Raw genomic sequence first — 20,677 nt, forward strand, 5'->3', positions numbered from 1 at the left:
GCACACCAATCGTAACAAGTCCGTTTTGCGGATTCTGAAGCACTGATGGATGAATGTCCTGTTATTTGAACTTGCTCTATGAAAACGTTATACTGAAAACAAAAAAGGTGGTTTTTCAGATGATGTTCGAACTCAGGATTACGCTTTTGGATGTCGGCATACCGGTTTGGCGGGATATACAATTGGATGACGACACCACTTTCTCCGATCTGCATTTCATTCTCCAAAGTGCATTCAATTAGTCCGATCTCCACCCGCACACTTTCCGGTTTGCCCAGCCGCATAAGGATACATTGGCAGAAGCCGATCGTCTGCGGGACCACATCCAAGGAAAAGACGATAAAATCATTTACACGTACAACATGGAAGAGAACTGGGACCAAGAAATCGTCCTGCAAAAAGCCTTCGAGGCGAAGGATGACGTGCTCTATCCCCGTTGCGTGCGCGCCGAGAATCTGGCGCCTGAGGAAGACCATACCCGCCTGGACATCACGGACGGCACACTCGACCTCGCATACAAAGATTCCGGGGAAATCGCGAAAGCAATCAATGAAGAATTGGCCTATCTGAACGTCAGCGGCCTTGGCGAAGGCCTGCCGGGGCTCGATGAAGATGAATGGGTAGCTCTGGATGATGACGAAGATGAATGGGAAGACGACGGCGGTCATATTTGAAGGCATTGTTGCAAAAGGAAATATCTGCAAGTAATCAAAATCAACCGCGTGACCAGTCTCTATTTGTTGGATAATCCGTAATTATTCGACATAATCCTTCCCGAGGGCTGTCGGGTTGTCCGATAACTCGGAAGAATCCGACATAATCAACACCGGGGACTGCCTAGTTGTCGGATAACCCGGAAGAATCCGACAACTTCTGTGGAACATTCTCACGCAATGTCGGATAACTCCCGGTTATCAGACAAATCATTTCAATAAAAACACCTTCTCGCGTTCGAGAAGGTGTTTTTGTTTATTGAGCTGTTTCTGTGATTGCTTTCGTTGCTGTTTTTTTCTTGTAGACAAGATCCAGGATCAAACCTGCAACCGCAACCACGATAGCGACATAAAAAGCTTTAGTGAAGTCACCGTTGTTCGCAGCAGCGATTCCCGCTGTTACTTTAGGTGCAACAAAAGCGGCTGTCGAGTAACCGATGAACACGATACCGTAGTTGACGCCTTGGAATTTCGGTCCGAAGTTATCCATGACCGATCCGTTCTCGACATCGCCTTCGAATACAGCTTTGCTCAAAGAACCCAACGCCAAAACGACGGAAATGGACCTGCTGGAAAACAAAGTCGACCTCTACTTAGGCATGCTGCCGATCCATAATGAACAGCTTTCCTACACTATGCTTGCGGATGACAAATGGTGCGTCATCGTTCCGGACACGAGCCCGCTGTATCAGCCCGGCTTGAAGGAAATCGAAAAATTCCCTTATCCTTTGAACCTGTTGAAGAACGAAAAGTATGTGCTGACCACTTCCCAATCCGGGATCCGCAAACAGGCAAACGAATTCCTGAAGCATCTGGACATCAAAGCGGATGTCGTCATGGAATCGCAGAACATTTCAACCGCAGCAGCGCTTGCGAGAAAAGGGATGGGACTGACTTTTCTGCCGAAGAGTGCGCTAAATAACAGCGAATTGATGGACAGCTACAATATTTTTTATATCGAAACCAGCATCGTCCGCACCCGTTATTTCATCGCCTACAGCAAAGAAAAGACACTTTCCTCAGTCGACTTGGCCATGATCGATATGGCGAAAGATCTGATGAAAGCCTACAGCGATTCCATTTGAAAATTAGCATCTGCATAAAATAGGGGCTCCGCTTATTCCATTCGGAACCATATCATTTGGCCTTCGGCAGCAGAAGTTGTATCATCAAAGTGAGCAAAGATGCTCCTTAAACTTTGCGTACAAGAACGTACAACTTACCCATAGGAGGGATTATCATGGATAAACTACCAAAAGATAACCACGATTCTATCGATGCCACTTGGTTAATGGAAGAACCCTATCTGGATATCATTCCCGAAGATCCCCCTCAAGAAACCGAAATCCTTTACTGCCAATGCAAGAAGCCCTCGAGTGTTTATCAGGAAAGCAACGATCTTGGCCACTGGCTGAAGTGCGGAGACTGCAACCGCGTCATCGAAGGCTCGTTTGAAGCGGCAAAGCCTTATTAATCCAATCGTAAAAAAAACAAAAAGGAGCAAACAAGTGCACAGTGTCGCACTTTGTTTGTTCCTTTTTGCATCCTAATAAAAAAACACCAGAGTTTAGTCTGGTGTTCCAACGTTTGCTGGTTTCAATCCTTTGATATCCAAAAACTTTTGGCAGAGTTTATCCAATTCCTCTTCCATCACAGCACTCGTCTCAGTTGAATAGCTGAGCATTTTTGCAGGATTGGATACTAGATCCAGAACGGAATCGGGAACCACCTTATCACCTTCGACATGGACAGCAATCTGCGGGTAGTAGTTCGTTGTCCCGCAACAAGCTGAGACCAGATAGGCGATTTCATAATGTTCGTTGCCTTTGTCGCGGATACGGAAATAGCCATCGCCGATGAATTCCTTTTCCGGTCCAAAATTAGCCAATATCAGTTCCAAATCCTTCTTTTCCATTGAAAAAACCCCTTTTCTTCATGAATCAAACAGACGATCATTTGCTTAAAAAACGTGAATACAGGCTCGCACTTCAACACTTGCCCGCACTTTTTCCTTCAAGGATAGTATACCACTCCCGGACAGTTTTGGACATCCACTGAGGGCTTCTGTTAAGTCTATCTCAAATCGCTATGATAAAATATGTGTGTAAGCGCTACCGAAAAAAACAGAAACGGGGTTATCCAGATGACAGAAACAAAATTATCGAAACTGAGGATCACTGGTCAATCGCACAATGGCATCACCACTACGGTAAAAGTCCGCAATCTGCCCGAATTTTTTGTCGATGAATCGGAACGGATGGGCGGCGACAACAAAGGTCCGAATCCGCTGGAGTATCTTTTGGGTTCGCTGGCAGGCTGCACCTCGATCATCGCCTATTATGTTTCCGAACAACAAGGTTTCTCCTACAGAGGCCTGTCGTTCACCGTCGAAGGCACTTTTGACCCGCGCGGTTTTGCCGGAGAAGATGATATACGGACCTACTTCCAGGAAGTCACGCTCGTGAACCATATCGAGACCGATGAAACCGACGAAGCCATCGAGAAGCTGGCGACTGAAGTTGAAAGAAGGTGTCCCGTCTATAATCTCATGCTGGATGCGGGCGTCGACATGTCGACTCAATGGATCCGAACCAACTAAAAGAAATGCAAAAGCTCCCGTCAAAACATCGCTGTATAGCTGCAATGTTTTGACGGGAGCTTTTTAGGCTTGAATCACTTGAATTCCCTCAGCTTGTTTTCGCTCGGAACCATGTGGCTCGTATAATTTTCGATTTTGAATGTCAGCCGATCCATTGCCTGCTGCATGACATCGATCCGTTCCTGCAGTTCATGCTGTTGTTCGACCAAAAGATCCATCCTTGCCGGAACAGTCTCTTCACCGCTGCGGAAGAGTGCGAGATATTCGATCAAAGATTCGATCGATAAGCCCGCATTGCGCATCTGGCGACTGAAGGCGATCCACTTCAGATCTTCTTCATCAAATTCACGGACCCCGTTTTCGTTTCTTTTGATCGGCGGAATCAGACCGATCCGCTCATAGTAGCGGATCGTATCGGCCGATACACCCGTTTCCTCGCTGGCTTTCTTTATGTTTATCATCTTATCCATCCTTTCGGCATCAAAACTTATCCTGACAGTTAGCTTCAATTGTATCCTACACCTTGGAGTGGACTCCAAGTCAAATGGAATCTTCGGGCAACGGGGGACTAACCCTCTTCAATAAACCGCTACCCTTGCAACGCAAGCAACTGCAGGATTGTATGCGACACCGCGTCCTCATCATTCGACCTTCCCGTGGTGAATGCCGCAGTATCCTTGATGATTGGATAAGCGTTCCGCACAGCGAAGCTGTACCTGCCGCTCTTCATCATTTCGACATCATTCATCCCGTCACCGAACACCATCGTTTCTTCCGGGGTGACCTGCAGCAGCTCCTGCAGATGGGCTACCGTACTCCCTTTATGCACGTTCAAGTCGGTGATGTCCAGCCAAGCTTTCTCCGAAGCAACGATATGCGCGCGGTCACGAAAAGCAGCCAATTTTTCAGCAGTCCCGATGCACCGTTCTTGCATATCACGGACCGTGATTTTTATGAAATCATCCTCGATGGCTCCGAAATCCGCTACCGTGATCACTTTCTTGTAGGATCTCCTGACAGCCGCGGATTCTTCGGGCGACAGATCAGTTTTGATCATGGCGGCTTCCTTCGTGCAGGCGATCAGCGTATGCCCAAGCTGCATCTCCTCCAATTCGCGCAGGATGGCCAGGCCTGTCGTATTCTCCAACAACGATTCGTAGACGACTGTGCCGTTGCGTTTGATCCGGGAAGCACTGTCCCCGAGAATCCAAAAATCAGCAGCATCCTCACCGAATATTTCTTCGACACGCTCACTCTGCTTGCCCGTACAAGGCGCGAAAACGACTCCTTTTTCCTCCATCATCTGCTTGACCTGCTTGAAAAGTTCCCTGTTGAAATCCCCTTGGCTGTTCAAAAAAGTACCATCCATATCCGTCAAAATCAACTTGATCATCCGATGTCCTCCATTCCGATAAATTTCTCCCTCCATTATCGCATACTTTCCGGTCCACAACAGTCCGTATGCTGAAGCGCAGAAAATCTTCCGGATGGCGCCGTTTGTGCGATTCCCGTATAATGAAGCTTGAAATCATAATAGAGAAGGTGCAAACACATGATAACGGCCATCGGCATCACGACTGAAAATCAAATCAAAACAGACCTCGATCTGAATACGGCAGATTTCTCCGCCTACAAATGGACCTGGATCGACTTCGAAAATCCAACAACCGAGGAAGTGCAGCATCTCAAGGATACTTTCCACTTCCATCCGTTGGCGATTGAAGACTGCCTCCAGCTGTTGCAGCGTCCGAAGCTGGATTATTACGAAGGCTATACCTTCTACGTCACCCATCATGTCCATACGGAACAGAAAAAAATCGTCAAGGAAGAACTGGACTTTTTTGTCGCGGAAAATTTCATCGTGACTTTCCACTATGCCTCTTCAAAAGAGGTGCAGTACATCCGCGAGCGTCTGATTTCGCAGCAGAATCCTGAAAAGTGGGATCCCCACTACGTGTTCTATCAAGTGCTCGACAAAATCGTGGACAATTATTTCCCTTTGCTGCATGACGTTGAAGACGAACTGATTCGCATCGAGGACAGCACCCAAAACAGGCGCTCACCCGATCAGATGCCGCAGCTGATCGATATCCGCCACCTGTTGTTGAGTCTGATGCAGACCGTCAATCCGATGCGGGATCTGCTTTATCGGATGCTGAATTCTCAGCATCTCGAGGGCGTCCGCAAAAGACGTAGTTATTTTTCGGATATCCACGATGACCTGCTGAAGGTATCCGAGATGATTACCTCGAATCGCGAGGTGACGACGGATATGCGCGATAGCTATCTGTCGCTCAATTCCCATCAGACCAACAATGTAATGAAGATCCTCACCATCATCACCTCGATCTTCTCGCCGCTGACCTTGATCGCCGGAATCTATGGGATGAATTTCGAACACATGCCGGAGTTGACTTGGAGATACGGCTATTTTCTGGCTATCGGCCTGATGCTCCTGATTGGCATCTCTATGTATCGTTGGTTCAAGAAAAACGGCTGGTTCTGATTACCGGCCGTTTCTCTTGTAATAGGTGGCGACAGGATGCTTCAATTCCCCTGTTTCCAGATAAATGCGGAAATCATTCACCGCGAACAGATCGCCTGGCTCCAGCAAAATGAAATAGAGCCGGGTTGGATAACGTTTGCTTTTTGCCAAAATATGATTGTTTCCACCATAGGCATACCACCAAATTTCAAACAGCTCCTCCCTGACGGAAAGCTTATCCTCCAACAGTGTGAACTCATAGCAGCCTTTTCGTTCCAACAGATCAGCGACATCCAACTTTTTTCTCCAGATTCCTTTTTGCATCAACCTCATTTTCCTCACCCTATCCATCAGCCATCATTTTTGATTTACATGATATTTCTGCACCACGACTTGATTGCGTTTGTTCTTCCTACCATAAATTACGATTGCGTTCCCTTCGGTGACCTGATACAGGAAATCCAACGAATGCGCGCGAATCAGGCAATTCTGTTTCTCTTCCTTGTCCACCGTCAGCGTGAAGCGAATCAGTGGCGTCTCTTCCAGTTTGAGAATTTTGATCTTTTCCACTGAGCCTTTCAGGCAAATCCCATTTTCCATATCAGTCACATCCTTTAACACCATAATACGAACATGCGTTCTTTTTGTCAACTGTTTCCTTATCGGAAAAACCGCTCAAAGCATTCTTTTCCTTTTGGGAATAATAAGGGAACATGTTAAGATGTTTTAAACATAAGCGGATGCTAAAAACTGATGGTTCCAACCGGAAAACGCTTGCATCCGACGAAAGGAGGTTTCGCCATGCCCATCAAACTGATCGCCGTCGATATGGACGGAACATTCCTGGACAGCAGGAAAAAGTTCAACAAGGAACGCTTTGATGCCCTCTATAAACGCATGCTCGAAAAGGATATCCGTTTTGTCGTGGCCAGCGGGAACCAATACTACCAACTGCGTTCTTTTTTTCCTGAAATACAGGATAATATTGCTTTTGTAGCGGAAAATGGCGCTTTCGTCGTGGATTGCAACAAAGAACTGGCCATCGGTGAGATGACGCAAGAGACCATCGATAAAGTGCTCCGGACCTTCAAGGAACTGGACGCCTGTTCGCGATTGGTCGTTTGCGGCAAAAATAGTGCCTATGTCGACAGTTCTGTTTCCGAATACTTTTTCCAAAACACGCAACGCTTCTATCATCGCCTGAAGCGGGTGGATTCTTTTTCCGAAATAGATGACACCATCTTCAAATTTGCATCCGGTTTCGCTGAAGAAGAAGTCCCCGCCCTCTTGGAGCACTTCACACGCGAAATAGGCGATGTCGTCTCCCCGGTATCGACCGGCCAAGGCTCCATCGACCTCATCATTCCGGGCATGCATAAAGCTTCCGGTATCCAGTTACTTCAAAAGCTATGGGGCATCTCCGATGAGGAGACCGCCGCATTCGGAGACAGCGGGAATGACATCGAGATGTTGGAGCATGTGGCCTACAGTTTCGCGATGGCGAACGCGGCCGATGACGTCAAAAAGGCCGCCAAATTCTGTACCCTTTCGAACAACGAAGAAGGCGTGTTGGCTGCAATCGAACAACTGCTCGAAATGGAGTAAACGAAAAAGGAAGATGTCCCCGCCTCATATTGAAGCGGGATGCATCTTCCCTTTCTATTCTTATCAGGAAATCAAGCCTGTCAAAAAGGCCAATAATTCATACTTTTTCTCTTCCGGCATTTTTTTGATTTGAGCAGTCAGTTTCTTTTCCACAGGGCTCATTTCCGTATTGAAAAATTCCGCCAAGGTGACCCCAAGTACCTCACAGATATGGTTGAGCGTCTTCAAGGACAATTTAGTCGAATTGTGTTCGATGGCTGAAATGAAGGAAGGCGAAACGTCGATCTGCTCAGCCAACTCTTTCGCCGTTATTTTGTTCAGTTTGCGTAATTCCTGAATACGACTGCCTACTTCCATGCGTATCTGATCCTCTTTCCTTTGATTCAACATTTCTTTTTACATACTAGCACACCCCAGCTTAAAATTTAAAGCTTTTTAACTCTTTTTTAAACGTATCATTCAAAATATACACCTATGAATAAATTTTTATCCCCCTTTATTCTGTTATGTGTTAACATATATTTTTGTGAGCACGTTCAATAATTTTTTAAATCAAAATAGACACTATTTTTTCAAGAAGGAAGGTATTTATGCAACAATACAAGCAAGAATGGTTCGGCAATATCAGAGGGGATATCCTAGCCGGTATCGTCGTCTGTCTGGCGCTTTTCCCAGAAGTCATCGGCTTCATGATCGTCGCAGGGGTGCCACCGATTGTCGGAGTATACGCCACTTTTTTCATCACAGCCATCGCAGCCTTTTTCGGCTCCAGCAAAGGCATGATTTCAGCCGCTGCTGGGTCAGTTGCCTTGGTCCTGGCCCATCTGGTCGCTGAATACGGCATCCAGTACCTTTTTGCTGCTACGATTTTGGCAGGTATCCTGCAGGTCGCGCTTGGCTCATTAAAGGTAGGCACCTTGATGCGCTACATTCCGAAGCCTGTCATGACCGGTTTCGTAAACGGCTTGGGGATCATGATGTTCACTTCGCAATTGGATCATTTCCAAGGCAGCCTGCTTTTGCCGCTCCTGGGTCTGTTGGGAATCGCGATCATTTTCCTGTTTCCTAGAATTACGAAGAAAATCCCTGCGCCTATCGTTGCGATCTTGGTCATCACCGCGATTGTCCTGGGTTTTGGCTTGGATGTGAAAACGTTGGGAGATATGGGTTCCATCTCTACGGATTTGCCGCGCTTCGGCATCCCGGCTGTTCCGATGACAGTGGAAACTTTGCGGATCATTTTCCCAACTGCACTTTCGGTTGCTATCGTCGGATTGGTTGAGTCCTTGTTGACTGCACAATTGGTCGATGAAATCACTGAAGAGAAGAGCGACAAAAATCAGGAAACGTTGAGCCAAGGTCTCGGGAATGTCGTTTCCGGATTCTTCGGCGGTATCGCCGGTTGTGGCATGATCGGTCAAACAATCATCAACCTGAATTACGGCGGCCTTGGCCGTCTTGCGACTTTCCTGTCCGGATTCTTCATGTTGTTGTCCGTTGTTCTTTTAAACGGTTCTGTCGTGCAGATTCCGGTTGTCGCTTTGGCGGCGGTCATGGTCGTTGTCTCTATTGAAACCATCAATTGGGATTCGATCAAACTTTTGCGCACGAACCCTAAAAACGAAAGCTTCGCAATGATCCTGACTGTCGCCATCGTTATCGGAACGCACAACTTGGCTTACGGTGTCGTAGCCGGTACTTTGGTCAGCGCCGTCTTCGCAGCTTTCAAAATGTCCCATCTCCATGTTGCAACAGGGACTGCTGATGATGATCACCACTACAAAGTGGACGGCCACCTTTACTTCGCTTCCGCCGAAAAATTCCTGGACTTTTTCGCTGAAGAGATCGAACATGAGGAAGAAATCGTCATCGACATCAGCGCCATGACTCTATGGGATTCCACTGCTGTCGAAGCAATCGATAAGCTCATCACCCGCAACAACAAACGGGGTGTAAAAACGACGCTTACCGGTGCGAACACGCAAAGTTCCGCTCTTTTCAAACGGATTTCGATCCACACGGAAAAATAAGAAAACTCACAGGCGGCCTCTCGAGGCGGCCTTTTATCATCTTCTTCCTCCGGCGAGCGTGATCTTCGCCGGAGGACGGCTATCATTCCGAGTTGCGTTCTCCGATGAACCAAGCTTAATCGGAGGTGAGGCTGATTGTTACAGGTTGCCTCCGGCGAAGGGGTCACTCACAGGAGCTGCGTATACATTTCGGCGCTCTGTTCCAAAAAAGACAGGCTTTCCCACAAAAATGGGTAGCCTGTCTTTGTCGTATTTTCTGAACTAAAATCTATCTACACTTCCACCAGGTCAAATCGTGTAATGATGCCAAGCAGATTTTCCGTATTTTTGCCGCTGTGCGTCACCAGCAATGCATCGATTTTTTGGTTGTCGAATAGCGCTTCCGCCTCATAAATGCTCGCATCTTTTTTGACGAAGGCAAAATTATCCTTGTTATCGTCCAGTACAAGGATATCGCGTGCCAGCGTTCCGCCGATCGACACGGTTGCCTCATGCGCATGTTGGGACAGCCAGTGCGTGATGCCATTTTCTGTCAACAAGCCCATCACTTTTCCTTTTCCGTCTTTAATCGGGAATTGCGTCAAATCAGTGTTCCTGATCGTTTCGAGGACAGCGGATAGCGGGGTAGTTTCCTTGAAGAATTTCACATCATCCGATTTGATGTCGAAAGCCGTCTTCGGTTTCAACAGTTGTTCATGGATTGCTTTGATCATAGTCAGTGACTCCTCATTGACGAGCACCAGATCGCTTTGGTTTCCGTGGCTCAAGAAATTGCGCAGATCCCCTAGTATCTGGAAGTCATCCCGCTTCCTTTTCACAAAACTGTCGTAGCGCGCGGCGTTCTCCACCAACTCATAAAAGCTATAGTAGGATTTCCCGCGATTGGGCTTGTACGTCTTGTTGAAGAAACTCTCGATATCATTGAAATAACCCATAAATGCTTCGTTATTGCTATTCAATCGCCTTCACCCTCTCTCAAATTGATCTCGTTATGCTTCTATTCTAACAAGTCAAAGCGGGAAATACGAATCCAAAGCCTTTCATCCAAAGACGCTTGCTGCAACCGTTCTTCACATTGGCCTCCGAATTACTCCGAGCGTATAATGATATTATGATCGATAAGAAACGGAGGAAATGATATGACCACAGCGAATATCATGCTTTACGTAGAGGATGTAGAAGCGAATGCCGATTTTTGGAAACACTATCTCAATTTCAAGGAGGTTGAGCGTTATGACTTTGGGGATTCCATCAGCATCGTGCTGGCGGTGAGCTCTACGTGCAATCTGCAGCTTTTCAATATCGATTTCATCAGAAAGAATTCACCGGAAGTGGCCTCCAACAAACCTTCCTTATTGTTCGACATCTCCGATTTCGATGAGCTTTATGCGCGCTTCAAGGAGAACAACGAGACAGTCGGTGAGATCATCGAAATGGGCGGCGCCAGGACTTTCAACTTCCCTGACAGGGACGGGAACTACTTCGCCGTCCGGGAGGCGGCTGAATAAGCAGACCACGCGCTCCGAACAAAGTTTAGTCAAAGAACCACCGAATCCAAAGGCAAAACGCCTTGGATCCGGTGGTTCTTTCGTTCTGCATGACCCTCGTTTCACTCCGAAAGATAATTCAGCCGGATGCCATCCGGACCGATCCGCTCGAATTTATCCAGCCTGAACTTCCGGATACGCTGATCAACACTGTTCCCGAACTCGAATAAAGAAACGGAATCGGAAACGCCTTCGATAAGTGGAGCGATGATGAGGCTGATTTCATCGACCAAGCCTTCGCTCGCGAACGATCCGTTCACAAATCCTCCGCCGACCAGCATGAAAGTGTCGATGCCAAAATGGCTGTGCAGTTTGTCCAAGGCGACTGTCATCGACAATGGTTTGCTCTTCCCTGTAAAGATGTAGGAAACGCCCACTTTCCTGAGATGGGCCAGATACCGATCAGAGACCGCCTCGCTCAAAATCGTAACGATATGGTCGCCTCTTCTTTCCGGATACTCGTCACCGATCACATTCGTTTGCCAGCCGAGTTTCCCTTCCGGATCGACCGCAATCGCGTAAGTGCTGAAGGCAGCCGGATGAATGTAATCTTCCCTTGGGATGGCTTCATCCGAATAAATGGACAGGTCCACTTTGTTCCCGAAGGTAATGTGTTCCTCGAACGTGATCCGCCCGCAGATCCAATTGTCCGAACCGTAAGCTTGTAGCGTATCCTCATAGGCCTTTCCGTACGGCCCGAATTCGACCGCACTTAAATAGTGCCCCGCCGCGCGCCCGTCTATCGACATCGCCATGTGGCAAATCACTCTGTAAGGTCTGTTCATTTCTTTTTCCTCCATTCTGAATCTTAGTTGATGATTCCATCATAAACCCTTGAGGTTAGTTTAAGTCAAGAAGAAACTGTCAGGAAAATATGCTCAGATATCCTCGCGATTGAAGGAAAACTCAAAATCTATCCCCAGCTCCGGCGAGGCCCCGCTCGCCGGAGGACAACGGTAACTATCGGAACCTTCTCCGGGGAGTCCATCCTCACCGGAGAACAACTAAAAATGCAAGCCGAACTCCGGCGAAGCCTCCGTTCACCGGAGCTGAGAGCCGAAAAAACATTACCAAATATTTTATTCGGCTTATAAAAGTTCCCAATAAAAAGAGCCGACTCAACTTGAGGCGGCTCCCATACTTATTTGTGTTTATTCCCCGATCAACGCGATGATTTCCTCCAGCACCGCTTCTCCGTCCAGGATTTCATAATTTTCCTTCGAGATCAGCTTGTAGGGCACTGCCTTGTAAGTCAGGAAATCCTTCAGTCGCGCGATTTCGTATTTGGATTGCGGACCGATCATCAGGGCATCGATCGATTGGCTTTGGATCGCCTGCTCCGCGATGATCGCCGGCGCGGAGTAGACATGGATGTCCAGTCCCCTCTCATCCGCCGCGTTCTGCACATTCTTCACCAGCAAGCCGGTCGTGATGCCTGCCGTACAAATCAATAAGGCTGTCTTTTGTTCGGTCATCTGCTTCAACCCCTTATGCCGCTTTCTTTTTCTTGTTGTAGATATCCAGGACGACGGCCAGCAACAAAATCAAACCTTTGATCGCTTGTTGCCAGTCGACACCGACGCCGAGAATGGACATCCCGTTATTCAAGACACCCATGACCAAACCGCCGACGATCGTTCCCACGATGGTTCCGATCCCGCCTGAAGTGGACGCTCCACCGAAGTAGACGGCTGCCATCGCATCCAATTCCATGGAAGTACCCGCTTGCGGTGTGGCCGCATTCAGTCGCGCTGCCAAGATCAAACCGGCCAAAGCAGCCATCGCACCCATGTTCACGAACACCCAGAAAGTGATTTTTTTCGTTTTGATACCGGACAATTCTGCCGCTTTACGGTTTCCGCCGGTTGCGTAGATTTGGCGTCCCGCAACTGTCTTGTTCGTCAAGAACGCATAGGCTGCTACGATGACTCCCAGGATGACCAGAATGACAGGATAGCCTTGGTAAGATGCGAAGATATAAGTCACACCGATCATTACAACTGCCGTCATGACTGCTTTCAACATGAAAGCGTTCATGGATTCCACTTCGAAAAGATTATTTTTGCGTTTTTCGCGTGTGCGCCATTGTCCGAAAACAAGCGCTGCGGCGATGAGGACGCCCAAGATCATCGTCAATAGATGGATACTGCTATCAGTCAGATCAGGCAGATAGCCTGTAGAGATTTTTTGGAATATTTCCGGGAAAGGCGCCAATGATTGCCCGCCAAGAACGACCTGTGTCAGGCCACGGAACATCAACAGTCCTGCCAACGTCACGATGAAAGCCGGGATGCCGAAGTAGGCTACCCAGTAACCTTGCCAAGCGCCGATGATCGCTCCGATTGCGATGCAGATCGGTACCGCCAACCAAGGGCTGACGTTCCAATTCACCATCAAAATCCCGGAGATGGCACCCACGAAAGCCATAACGGAACCAACCGACAGATCGACATGGCCCAACAGAACCACCAATAGCATACCCGCTGCCAGCACCAGAATATGACTGTTCTGCAGCACGATGTTCGTGATGTTCAACGGCCGCCAGAAAATGCCATCCGTCATCAGTTGGAAGGCGATCAAGAGACCGATCAAAATGATTACCATACTGTATTTGCTGAAAATATCCAGCGCCTTTGTTTTTAGATCCAGTGTTTGCTTTTCTTTTTTTATGCCGTTCGTCGTTTCCATCTATAACACACCTTCTTCTTCCCTAGTCATTAGATTCATCAGCGATTCTTGGTTTGCGTCTTTGCGTAAAACCTCACCTGTGAATTTGCCGTCATTCATTGTGTAGATACGATCGCACATCCCCAAGATCTCAGGCAATTCGGACGAGATGATGCAGACGCATTTGCCGGCAGCCGCCATCTCTTCGATGATTGTGTAGATTTCGTATTTGGCGCCGACGTCGATTCCGCGTGTCGGTTCATCCAGGAACAGGACGTCCGGTTCCGTCATCAGCCATTTGGCCAGGACGACCTTCTGCTGGTTCCCCCCGCTGAGACTGCTGACTTTTTGGTAAATCGAGTTCGTCTTTGTCCGCATTTTTTTGCGGTATTCTTCAGCTATCTGGACTTCTTTCTCTTTGTCCAATACGCCCTGCTTGCTGATTTTCCCTAAGCTTGCGATTGTCGTGTTCTCACGGATATCCATCAAGAGATTCAAGCCCAGCGCTTTCCTGTCCTCGGATACATAAGCAAGCCCGTTTTCGATGGCTGCCGGCACATCCTTGACCGAAATCTCCTGCCCTTCCTTAAATACTTTCCCGGAAATGTTGCTGCCGTAGGAACGACCGAAAACACTCATCGCGAATTCGGTCCGGCCTGCTCCCATCAATCCGGCAATCCCGACGATTTCGCCCTTGCGGATCTTGAAATTGATCTTGTCGTTCATGACGCGGTGGGCATCAATCGGATGGTGGACCGTCCAATCCTTCACTTCAAAATAGACATCGCCGAGGTTCGGATGGCGTTCAGGATAACGGTTGGTCAAGTCTCTTCCGACCATGCCGCGGATGATGCGTTCCTCATTGATGGCTTCTTTTTCCAGCGTTTCGATCGTTTTACCGTCGCGCAGGATGGTGATGCGGTCGGCCACATTGACGATCTCGTTCAACTTATGGGAAATGATGATGGAAGTGATGCCTTGCCTTCTGAATTCCTTGATCAGCTCCAACAGATTAGCACTCTCTTCCTCATTCAGCGCGGCTGTCGGCTCATCCAAAATCAACAAGCGTACCGATTTCGAGAAAGCTTTCGCGATTTCTACCAATTGCTGCTGCCCGACCCCGATCTGGGAAACGAGCGTATTGGGATTCACTCTTAATCCGACTGTCTTCAGCAGATTAGTCGTTTTCTTTTCCGTCAGGTCCCAGTCAATAATGCCGTGCTTTGCCTGTTCATTGCCCAGGAAAATATTTTCACTTACGGACAGATACGGGCTGAGCGCCAACTCCTGATGGATGATGACGATACCTTCATTTTCACTGTCCTTCAGATTCTTGAATTTGCATGTCTCGCCGTTATAGACGATGTCCCCCTCATAGCTCCCATAAGGATACAGCCCACTCAATACATTCATAAGTGTGGATTTACCCGCACCATTTTCGCCGCATAGGGCATGAATTTCCCCGCGTTCGATTTTCAGATTCACATCGCTCAATGCCCGGATGCCAGAAAATTCTTTGACGATATTTCGCATCTCCAATATATAATCCGCCATGATACCCCTCCTCTATGAAAGAGACTTCCTTGGCGTCACAAAGGAAGTCTCCGTTATTCACATTTTTATAAGCCTAAATCTTCTTCAGAATAGTAGTCTGTATCGATCAGCTCTGCCTGGTAATTTTCTTTGTCCACTGAAACAGGATTAGCCAAGTAAGTCGGTACGACTTTCACGCCATTGTCATATGTTTCTGTATCGTTTACAGGCACTTCTTCCTCGTTGAAGATCGCTTCGATCATCTCGATTGTGTTTTGAGCCAAAATACGCGTATCCTTGAAGATCGTTTGTGTCTGTTCGCCAGCAATGATCGATTTTACGCCTGCTTGCGTTCCATCTTGGCCTGTGATGACCGGTAATGGTTTTTCAGCTGAACCGTAACCCACGCCTTTCAGAGAAGAAATGATTCCCAAGCTGATTGGATCATAAGGAGACAATACTGCATCCAAGGTTTTATCCGTGTAATTTGCGCTCAACAGGTTGTCCATCCGTGCTTGGGCAGTCGATCCGTCCCAACGCAAGGTTGCGATCTGGTTGAACTTTGTTTGTTCTGAAGGGATGACCAATTGGCCGCTTTCAATGTATTGTTGGAATACGGACATCACACCGTTGTAATTGATTAAGGCGTTGTTGTCATCAGGAGATCCGCCGAATAATTCGATGTTGTATGGGCCTTCACCTTCGGCCAAATTCAATGCATCTTCGATGTATGAAGCTTGCAGTACTCCCACACCAAAATTATCGAAAGTTGCATAATAATCCACGTGTTCGGAATTCATCAACAAACGGTCGTACGCGATAACTTCGATGCCTTCATCCGCTGCTTTTCCAAGCACGTCCGTCAAGGCGGATCCGTCAATGGAAGCGATCACCAAAACGTCCACACCTTTTGTGATCATATTCTCGATCTGCGCCACCTGGTTCTCGACTTTGTCCTCGCCGTATTGAAGGTCCGTCTTGTAGCCCAGTTTCTCCAACTCAGTGACCATATTGTTGCCGTCCGCAATCCATCTCTCGGCTGACTTAGTCGGCATCGCGATTCCCACATAGCCGGCATCCCCTGTTGATGCTTCGCCATCCCCGCATGCACCTAGCACTACTGCGGATAATAACGTTGCTGCTGTAAGAAAACTTTTCTTCCAATTGAATTTCATCCCGAATTCCTCCACTGCTGTTTTATTTGATATACACATTGTACCCCTATCGGATACCGCTTACATTCACTATCTTTTTCCGTTTCTTGATATTCTTACTCACTTGTATCCGTTCCCATATGGATTTTTTCCGATTTTCTTTGTTTTTTTTCGAAGGGCCGATAAACTGTGCTAAACTATTCGATGGCAGCGTTTTAATTTCGATATATATAGGAAGGAAGTTTCTCGCCATGAAGTACCTATTGCATTTGCTCCTCTTGCTCTTTGTTGTCGGCGGCTGCGCGAACAGCCCTGATGCGGAAGAAGAGCCGGGGAACATCGTCATCGGATTCTCGCAGTCCGGAACGGAAAGCAATTGGCGCAAGCGCCACACAGAATCAATAAGAGAAGAATTGGATAAAGAAGGCTACGAAGTGCTGTACCGGAACGGCTTCATGAACCAAGACCGCCAAATCCAGGACATGCGCACCTTTATTGCTTATAAAGTCGATATGATTGTCTTCACACCGATCGTGGAAGACGGTTGGGATGCTGTTCTCTTGGAAGCAAAAGCTGCAGGTATACCCGTTATCGTTGTCGACCGGCACATCCGCACAACAGAAGAGAATCTGTATTTGACTCATATCGGTTCCAGTTTTAAGTCTGAAGGAAACCGGGCGGGACTCTACATCACCAATCATTTCCAAAACAGCTCCCAGTCCTCCGTGAAGATTTTGGAAATGAAAGGGCTTGCGAATACTTCGCCGACCAATTTCCGCAGCGAAGGGTTCATGGAAGTGATCAGCCGCGATTCGCGGATATCCATCGCAGCCTCCTTGGAAGGTGACTTTATCCGTTCCAAGGCGAAGGATGTCTTCCGGAAATACATTGAGGAAAACGGCTGGGAAGGCATCGATGTCCTCTACAGTCATAATGATGAGATGACGCTGGGCATGTTGGAGATTATGGAAGAAAACGGCATCGTGCCGGGACAGGACATCATCATCGTCACGATCGACGCTCAAGCAGAGATGATCGAAAATCTGCGTGCCGGCAAGGTCAATTGCGTCGTCGAATGCAATCCGAATGCCGGCTGGTATGTCCGCAACACCATCAAGCGCTATTTGAACGGCAATACCATCCCGGATGAAATCTACATGCCCGAAACGGTCTTCTCCGATACTGGGAATCTCGACAGCATTCCGCCAAGGGAATATTAGGGAGGCAACGTGATGGAAAAAATAGCCAGCATCAAAGATATTTTCCAGCAGACCAATCGCCTGCTCTTCAACATCACCCTGATCCCCTTGCTTGTGATCAGCATCTTTTACACGCGCAATATCCTGATCTACCGCAGCGCGTTGGCGAACGTCGAGGAAGCGAATGCCGTTTCGACTACCGTCCAGGAAAATGTTTTGGAGGAACTATGGGATTTGGTCTTCGGCCTTATCCAAGTCACAGATTACGAGTCCGGCAATGAGCTGGAAAAGGTGCGGCTGTCCATCGAAGAAATCCAGGCCAACACCACCACCGCCAAGGAATCCGCCACACTGGATGTCGCTTTGCGGACCTTGGACACGCTCGACAATTACATTTCCGAGATGGAAAAAAATATCTCCAACGGTCGGCCTTTCGATGAAAATGAAGCCATCATGGTCCAAGTCGATGCCGTCACGGTCCTGCTTTATGATATCCTGCAGGACTTCGTGCGCGTCGAAATAGAACTTGCGGGTAAAACCAGCGATGATATGCTTGTGTCGCTCTATTACCTGATGCTCTTTGAGCTCATCATCATCCTCACAATCATCTTCTCTGCAAAAAAAAATAACCGCTTTTTGACGCAGCAGATCCAGGAGCCGTTGAACGATCTGATCGTCCTTTCCGAGGAGCTGTCGCAAGGCCATCTCGATTACCGGGCAAAAGAGCCGGAAGTCGCGGAGCTGCGCGTCGTAACAGAAAGCATGAATGCCATGGCGCGGAATCTGCATGTGCTGATCGAAGAAAACGCCGTGAAGCAATTCGATCTGGCCCAAAGCGAGCTACGTGTCCTACAGGCGCAGATTACGCCCCACTTCATCTACAACACGCTGGATGCCATCCTGTCACTGGCCGAGCAAGGCAACAGCGAGCAGGTGAAAACGATGACCTACGCCCTCTCCGATTTCCTGCGCATTTCCTTAAGCAAAGGCCAGGACTGGATCACAATCGAGAAAGAGATCCGCCATGTCGAAGATTATCTGACGATTCTGCAGATCCGCTACGGGGCCATGCTGACGTTCGCCATCGACATCCCCGAGGAGATCCTACAAACGGAAGTGCTGAAAATGATCCTGCAACCGTTGGTGGAAAATGCGGTCTACCACGGAACCAAGCATGTCCGCCGGGCCGGGAAAGTGACCGTCGCGGCCACCGTTGCGGAAGACACGATCCGGTTCCTCATAACAGATAACGGCATCGGCATGGAGGATGAGCGTCTGCTCGAGATCCAAGCTCGGCTTGCACAAGCTACTGTCGATGACTCCGGTGAAGGCGGCTATGGCCTTTACAATGTCCGCAAGCGGTTGTTGTTGTATTACGGCAATGCCGCTTCCCTCCAGATCGACAGTACCTACAGAAACGGCACGACTATCACAGTGACAGTACCGAAGATTACCTAAAAGGAGCGAACATGCATGTATAAAGTCTTTATAGTCGAGGATGAACACCTGATCCGGGACAGCCTGCGGAACCAACTGTTGTCCCTCGCCGAAACGCATCCACTGATTTTTTCGGGGGAAGCCTCCGACGGGGAAATGGCCTTGGCCTCGATCATGGATGTCAAACCAGATATCCTGCTGACCGATATCCGGATGCCCTTCATGGACGGCCTGAGTTTGGCCAAGGAGGTCCGGAAAATTTTCCCTTGGATCCGCATCATCTTCATCAGCGGATTCGATGACTTCGAATATGCGCGCACCGCCATCCAAGTGCAGGCGGATGCCTATCTTTTGAAGCCGATCAAAGACACCGAGCTGATCCAAACGCTGGAGGCTGTCATCACGGTATTGGAAAAACAAAAAGAGCCCCTCATGGACCGGGATCCGCAAGCGGATAATTTCGTTTTCGAGCTGAAAAAAAATCATTTCCTGAACGGTATCTTCCGCGGAGAATTGTCGGTTCCGGAAGTGCTGCAGGAATCCGCCGCCTTGCAACGTTCGATTGTCGGGAAAAAGACTTGTGTCATATTGGCCACCAATCATTACGACAAGAACTTCGACGATTATTTCCGATTCAGTAATTATCTGCACTTCCTTTTCGGAGCGGACGAAAGCATCATTTTCTCGAGCATCTCATCGCGCTTCATCAAGTTTCTGCTGATGGACAGCGACACGGACAGGTTGTTGGAAAAGAGTTACCAACTGGCTCAGACGCTCGTCCATGAACTGAAGGACGAAGAGGTGGAGGACCTGATCGTTTCTATCGGACCGATTGTTGAACGGCTCAGCGAAATCCCGCAAGCCTACCGCTACACGCAGAATATGCTCCAGACTTACGGGGTGCTGCGGACCGAACGGATCATCAGCTACGAGGACGACATCAAGGACGGCGAAGTTTCCCCGACGAATCCTTTCAAGCTCGATCTGGCCCAAAAAATCGCCCAGACCGAAGCGGATGAACTGGAGGAGCTGGTGCTGGAGCTTCAGGGAACACCCGGGGATACCGAAGAACGCAACCGCCTCTTCCGCTTTTTCGTGCTGACCGAGTTGGGCCATCTTGTCCAAAAAAAGAATCCCGGTTCGGAGCAACCTTTGCTTGAAAAAATGAATGACCTTGACCAGCTGGCGGCAGTGGCTGCCGATGCCGCGGAGTATACCCAAATCATCGAAAAGCTGTTGGCTTTTCTGATGGCGGCCCACATCAACCCCTCCATGATGAAGTATCAGAGCGTCATCCAAAAAGCCTTGGGATTCATCAAGGAGAACTTCACCGATCCGGATATCTCCCTGAATGTCGTGGCCGATGCCGTAAACCTGAGTCCTTCGCACTTCAGCACCATCTTTTCGCAATCTTTGGGGCAGACCTTCATCGACTTCCTGACCGAATGCCGCCTGCAGCATGCCAAGGAGTTGTTGGCCGGGACGGATGATAAGCTGTCCGCCATCGCGATGGACATCGGCTACAACGATCCCAATTATTTCAGCTACCTCTTCAAAAAGAGGGAAGGCCAGACACCCAAAGAATTCCGCCGGAGCCACACGAGAGCGTGATGAATCCCGTTTAGGGGGTTAGGGCGTGAAATTCCCCGCCAAATTGTCTTTGAAGGGAAATATCGTGTTGCCTTCGGACGTTTTACCCCGCCTAATA

The 20,677-nt window shown here is 48.4% G+C and carries 22 protein-coding genes and 2 pseudogenes; 11 read left to right on the plus strand and 13 right to left on the minus strand.

Annotated features, from left to right (window positions below):
- The first annotated feature begins 122 nt into the window (after positions 1–122).
- Positions 123–674: pseudogene (locus TES5_RS08865) on the plus strand (plasmid pRiA4b ORF-3 family protein).
- Positions 675–969: 295 nt separating this feature from the next.
- Here the strand turns inward: TES5_RS08865 and TES5_RS08870 are convergent.
- Positions 970–1,206: pseudogene (locus TES5_RS08870) on the minus strand (MFS transporter); the annotation flags it as partial.
- A 67-nt stretch (positions 1,207–1,273) separates the two neighbouring features.
- Between TES5_RS08870 and TES5_RS08875 the strand changes: the two are divergent.
- Positions 1,274–1,798 carry a LysR family transcriptional regulator substrate-binding protein gene (locus TES5_RS08875; RefSeq protein ID WP_072763809.1) on the plus strand — a complete coding sequence of 175 codons (525 nt, stop codon included), beginning with the start codon at positions 1,274–1,276 and terminating at the stop codon, positions 1,796–1,798.
- A gap of 155 nt (positions 1,799–1,953) precedes the next feature.
- A complete protein-coding gene (locus TES5_RS08880) occupies positions 1,954–2,187 on the plus strand; it encodes a hypothetical protein (protein ID WP_068561516.1) in 234 nt (77 codons plus the stop codon).
- 93 nt (positions 2,188–2,280) lie between these two features.
- Here TES5_RS08880 and TES5_RS08885 read toward each other — a convergent pair whose 3' ends face one another.
- Entirely contained in the window at positions 2,281–2,628 is a 348-nt protein-coding gene (locus tag TES5_RS08885; RefSeq protein ID WP_068561517.1) for a hypothetical protein, read from the minus strand.
- Positions 2,629–2,856: 228 nt separating this feature from the next.
- Here TES5_RS08885 and TES5_RS08890 point away from each other — a divergent pair, with 228 nt between their 5' ends.
- Positions 2,857–3,312 carry an OsmC family protein gene (locus TES5_RS08890; protein WP_068561518.1) on the plus strand — a complete coding sequence of 152 codons (456 nt, stop codon included), beginning with the start codon at positions 2,857–2,859 and terminating at the stop codon, positions 3,310–3,312.
- Between the two features lie 74 nt (positions 3,313–3,386).
- Here TES5_RS08890 and TES5_RS08895 read toward each other — a convergent pair whose 3' ends face one another.
- Together TES5_RS08895 and TES5_RS08900 are read right to left on the minus strand one after the other, a co-directional pair.
- A complete protein-coding gene (locus TES5_RS08895; RefSeq protein WP_068561589.1) occupies positions 3,387–3,770 on the minus strand; it encodes a MerR family transcriptional regulator in 384 nt (127 codons plus the stop codon).
- Positions 3,771–3,901: 131 nt separating this feature from the next.
- Positions 3,902–4,705, minus strand: coding sequence for an HAD-IIB family hydrolase (locus tag TES5_RS08900; RefSeq protein WP_068561519.1), 804 nt, complete (start codon positions 4,703–4,705; stop codon positions 3,902–3,904).
- A 159-nt stretch (positions 4,706–4,864) separates the two neighbouring features.
- Between TES5_RS08900 and corA the strand changes: the two genes are divergently transcribed.
- A complete protein-coding gene (gene corA, locus TES5_RS08905) occupies positions 4,865–5,818 on the plus strand; it encodes a magnesium/cobalt transporter CorA (protein WP_068561520.1) in 954 nt (317 codons plus the stop codon).
- Here the strand turns inward: corA and TES5_RS08910 are convergent, their stop codons facing one another.
- Together TES5_RS08910 and TES5_RS08915 are read right to left on the minus strand one after the other, a co-directional pair.
- Positions 5,819–6,130, minus strand: coding sequence for a hypothetical protein (locus TES5_RS08910; RefSeq protein ID WP_143148242.1), 312 nt, complete (start codon positions 6,128–6,130; stop codon positions 5,819–5,821).
- A gap of 24 nt (positions 6,131–6,154) precedes the next feature.
- Entirely contained in the window at positions 6,155–6,397 is a 243-nt protein-coding gene (locus tag TES5_RS08915) for a hypothetical protein (protein WP_068561522.1), read from the minus strand.
- A gap of 201 nt (positions 6,398–6,598) precedes the next feature.
- On the opposite strand from TES5_RS08915, the gene TES5_RS08920 reads away from it, so the two are divergent.
- The gene (locus tag TES5_RS08920; protein WP_068561523.1) at positions 6,599–7,402 is read left to right on the plus strand and encodes a Cof-type HAD-IIB family hydrolase; all 804 of its coding nucleotides are present in this window, start codon (positions 6,599–6,601) and stop codon (positions 7,400–7,402) included.
- A 63-nt stretch (positions 7,403–7,465) separates the two neighbouring features.
- On the opposite strand, the gene TES5_RS08925 is transcribed toward TES5_RS08920, so the two are convergent.
- Positions 7,466–7,759, minus strand: a complete 294-nt coding sequence (locus TES5_RS08925) for a helix-turn-helix domain-containing protein (RefSeq protein ID WP_068561524.1) — start codon at positions 7,757–7,759, stop codon at positions 7,466–7,468.
- A 233-nt stretch (positions 7,760–7,992) separates the two neighbouring features.
- Here TES5_RS08925 and TES5_RS08930 point away from each other — a divergent pair, with 233 nt between their 5' ends.
- Positions 7,993–9,432, plus strand: coding sequence for a SulP family inorganic anion transporter (locus TES5_RS08930; RefSeq protein ID WP_068561525.1), 1,440 nt, complete (start codon positions 7,993–7,995; stop codon positions 9,430–9,432).
- Between the two features lie 272 nt (positions 9,433–9,704).
- Here the strand turns inward: TES5_RS08930 and TES5_RS08935 are convergent, their stop codons facing one another.
- Positions 9,705–10,391, minus strand: coding sequence for a CBS domain-containing protein (locus TES5_RS08935; RefSeq protein WP_072763807.1), 687 nt, complete (start codon positions 10,389–10,391; stop codon positions 9,705–9,707).
- 180 nt (positions 10,392–10,571) lie between these two features.
- Here TES5_RS08935 and TES5_RS08940 point away from each other — a divergent pair, with 180 nt between their 5' ends.
- On the plus strand, positions 10,572–10,940 hold the full coding sequence (locus TES5_RS08940; RefSeq protein WP_068561527.1) for a VOC family protein: 369 nt from the start codon (positions 10,572–10,574) through the stop codon (positions 10,938–10,940).
- A 101-nt stretch (positions 10,941–11,041) separates the two neighbouring features.
- On the opposite strand, the gene TES5_RS08945 is transcribed toward TES5_RS08940, so the two are convergent.
- The 5 genes from TES5_RS08945 to chvE all read right to left on the minus strand — a co-directional run bounded on the left by TES5_RS08945 (position 11,042) and on the right by chvE (position 16,354).
- Positions 11,042–11,764, minus strand: a complete 723-nt coding sequence (locus tag TES5_RS08945) for a RibD family protein (RefSeq protein WP_068561528.1) — start codon at positions 11,762–11,764, stop codon at positions 11,042–11,044.
- 366 nt (positions 11,765–12,130) lie between these two features.
- Positions 12,131–12,454 carry a PTS sugar transporter subunit IIB gene (locus tag TES5_RS08950; protein WP_068561529.1) on the minus strand — a complete coding sequence of 108 codons (324 nt, stop codon included), beginning with the start codon at positions 12,452–12,454 and terminating at the stop codon, positions 12,131–12,133.
- 13 nt (positions 12,455–12,467) lie between these two features.
- On the minus strand, positions 12,468–13,667 hold the full coding sequence (gene mmsB / locus TES5_RS08955; RefSeq protein WP_068561530.1) for a multiple monosaccharide ABC transporter permease: 1,200 nt from the start codon (positions 13,665–13,667) through the stop codon (positions 12,468–12,470).
- A complete protein-coding gene (gene mmsA, locus TES5_RS08960) occupies positions 13,668–15,200 on the minus strand; it encodes a multiple monosaccharide ABC transporter ATP-binding protein (protein ID WP_068561531.1) in 1,533 nt (510 codons plus the stop codon).
- A 65-nt stretch (positions 15,201–15,265) separates the two neighbouring features.
- The gene (chvE, locus tag TES5_RS08965) at positions 15,266–16,354 is read right to left on the minus strand and encodes a multiple monosaccharide ABC transporter substrate-binding protein (RefSeq protein WP_068561532.1); all 1,089 of its coding nucleotides are present in this window, start codon (positions 16,352–16,354) and stop codon (positions 15,266–15,268) included.
- A gap of 230 nt (positions 16,355–16,584) precedes the next feature.
- Between chvE and TES5_RS08975 the strand changes: the two genes are divergently transcribed.
- The 3 genes from TES5_RS08975 to TES5_RS08985 are packed head-to-tail and all read left to right on the plus strand — an operon-like array spanning position 16,585 to position 20,580.
- A complete protein-coding gene (locus TES5_RS08975; protein ID WP_068561534.1) occupies positions 16,585–17,553 on the plus strand; it encodes an ABC transporter substrate-binding protein in 969 nt (322 codons plus the stop codon).
- A 12-nt stretch (positions 17,554–17,565) separates the two neighbouring features.
- On the plus strand, positions 17,566–18,990 hold the full coding sequence (locus TES5_RS08980) for a sensor histidine kinase (protein ID WP_068561535.1): 1,425 nt from the start codon (positions 17,566–17,568) through the stop codon (positions 18,988–18,990).
- A 15-nt stretch (positions 18,991–19,005) separates the two neighbouring features.
- The gene (locus TES5_RS08985; RefSeq protein ID WP_068561536.1) at positions 19,006–20,580 is read left to right on the plus strand and encodes a response regulator transcription factor; all 1,575 of its coding nucleotides are present in this window, start codon (positions 19,006–19,008) and stop codon (positions 20,578–20,580) included.
- The last annotated feature ends 97 nt before the right edge of the window (positions 20,581–20,677 follow it).

This window comes from Trichococcus sp. ES5, assembly GCF_900067165.1.
Taxonomy (GTDB): Bacteria; Bacillota; Bacilli; order Lactobacillales; family Aerococcaceae; genus Trichococcus; species Trichococcus flocculiformis.

What these genes read in the sequence shown, in the direction of transcription:
- TES5_RS08875 (WP_072763809.1), top strand. Translation starts at nt 1,274, where the DNA reads ATGGACCTGCTGGAAAACAAAGTCGACCTCTACTTAGGCATGCTGCCG.
- TES5_RS08880 (WP_068561516.1), top strand. Translation starts at nt 1,954, where the DNA reads ATGGATAAACTACCAAAAGATAACCACGATTCTATCGATGCCACTTGG.
- TES5_RS08885 (WP_068561517.1), bottom strand. Translation starts at nt 2,628, where the DNA reads ATGGAAAAGAAGGATTTGGAACTGATATTGGCTAATTTTGGACCGGAA.
- TES5_RS08890 (WP_068561518.1), top strand. Translation starts at nt 2,857, where the DNA reads ATGACAGAAACAAAATTATCGAAACTGAGGATCACTGGTCAATCGCAC.
- TES5_RS08900 (WP_068561519.1), bottom strand. Translation starts at nt 4,705, where the DNA reads ATGATCAAGTTGATTTTGACGGATATGGATGGTACTTTTTTGAACAGC.
- corA (WP_068561520.1), top strand. Translation starts at nt 4,865, where the DNA reads ATGATAACGGCCATCGGCATCACGACTGAAAATCAAATCAAAACAGAC.
- TES5_RS08910 (WP_143148242.1), bottom strand. Translation starts at nt 6,130, where the DNA reads ATGAGGTTGATGCAAAAAGGAATCTGGAGAAAAAAGTTGGATGTCGCT.
- TES5_RS08915 (WP_068561522.1), bottom strand. Translation starts at nt 6,397, where the DNA reads ATGGAAAATGGGATTTGCCTGAAAGGCTCAGTGGAAAAGATCAAAATT.
- TES5_RS08920 (WP_068561523.1), top strand. Translation starts at nt 6,599, where the DNA reads ATGCCCATCAAACTGATCGCCGTCGATATGGACGGAACATTCCTGGAC.
- TES5_RS08925 (WP_068561524.1), bottom strand. Translation starts at nt 7,759, where the DNA reads ATGGAAGTAGGCAGTCGTATTCAGGAATTACGCAAACTGAACAAAATA.
- TES5_RS08930 (WP_068561525.1), top strand. Translation starts at nt 7,993, where the DNA reads ATGCAACAATACAAGCAAGAATGGTTCGGCAATATCAGAGGGGATATC.
- TES5_RS08940 (WP_068561527.1), top strand. Translation starts at nt 10,572, where the DNA reads ATGACCACAGCGAATATCATGCTTTACGTAGAGGATGTAGAAGCGAAT.
- TES5_RS08945 (WP_068561528.1), bottom strand. Translation starts at nt 11,764, where the DNA reads ATGAACAGACCTTACAGAGTGATTTGCCACATGGCGATGTCGATAGAC.
- TES5_RS08950 (WP_068561529.1), bottom strand. Translation starts at nt 12,454, where the DNA reads ATGACCGAACAAAAGACAGCCTTATTGATTTGTACGGCAGGCATCACG.
- mmsB (WP_068561530.1), bottom strand. Translation starts at nt 13,667, where the DNA reads ATGGAAACGACGAACGGCATAAAAAAAGAAAAGCAAACACTGGATCTA.
- mmsA (WP_068561531.1), bottom strand. Translation starts at nt 15,200, where the DNA reads ATGGCGGATTATATATTGGAGATGCGAAATATCGTCAAAGAATTTTCT.
- chvE (WP_068561532.1), bottom strand. Translation starts at nt 16,354, where the DNA reads ATGAAATTCAATTGGAAGAAAAGTTTTCTTACAGCAGCAACGTTATTA.
- TES5_RS08975 (WP_068561534.1), top strand. Translation starts at nt 16,585, where the DNA reads ATGAAGTACCTATTGCATTTGCTCCTCTTGCTCTTTGTTGTCGGCGGC.
- TES5_RS08980 (WP_068561535.1), top strand. Translation starts at nt 17,566, where the DNA reads ATGGAAAAAATAGCCAGCATCAAAGATATTTTCCAGCAGACCAATCGC.
- TES5_RS08985 (WP_068561536.1), top strand. Translation starts at nt 19,006, where the DNA reads ATGTATAAAGTCTTTATAGTCGAGGATGAACACCTGATCCGGGACAGC.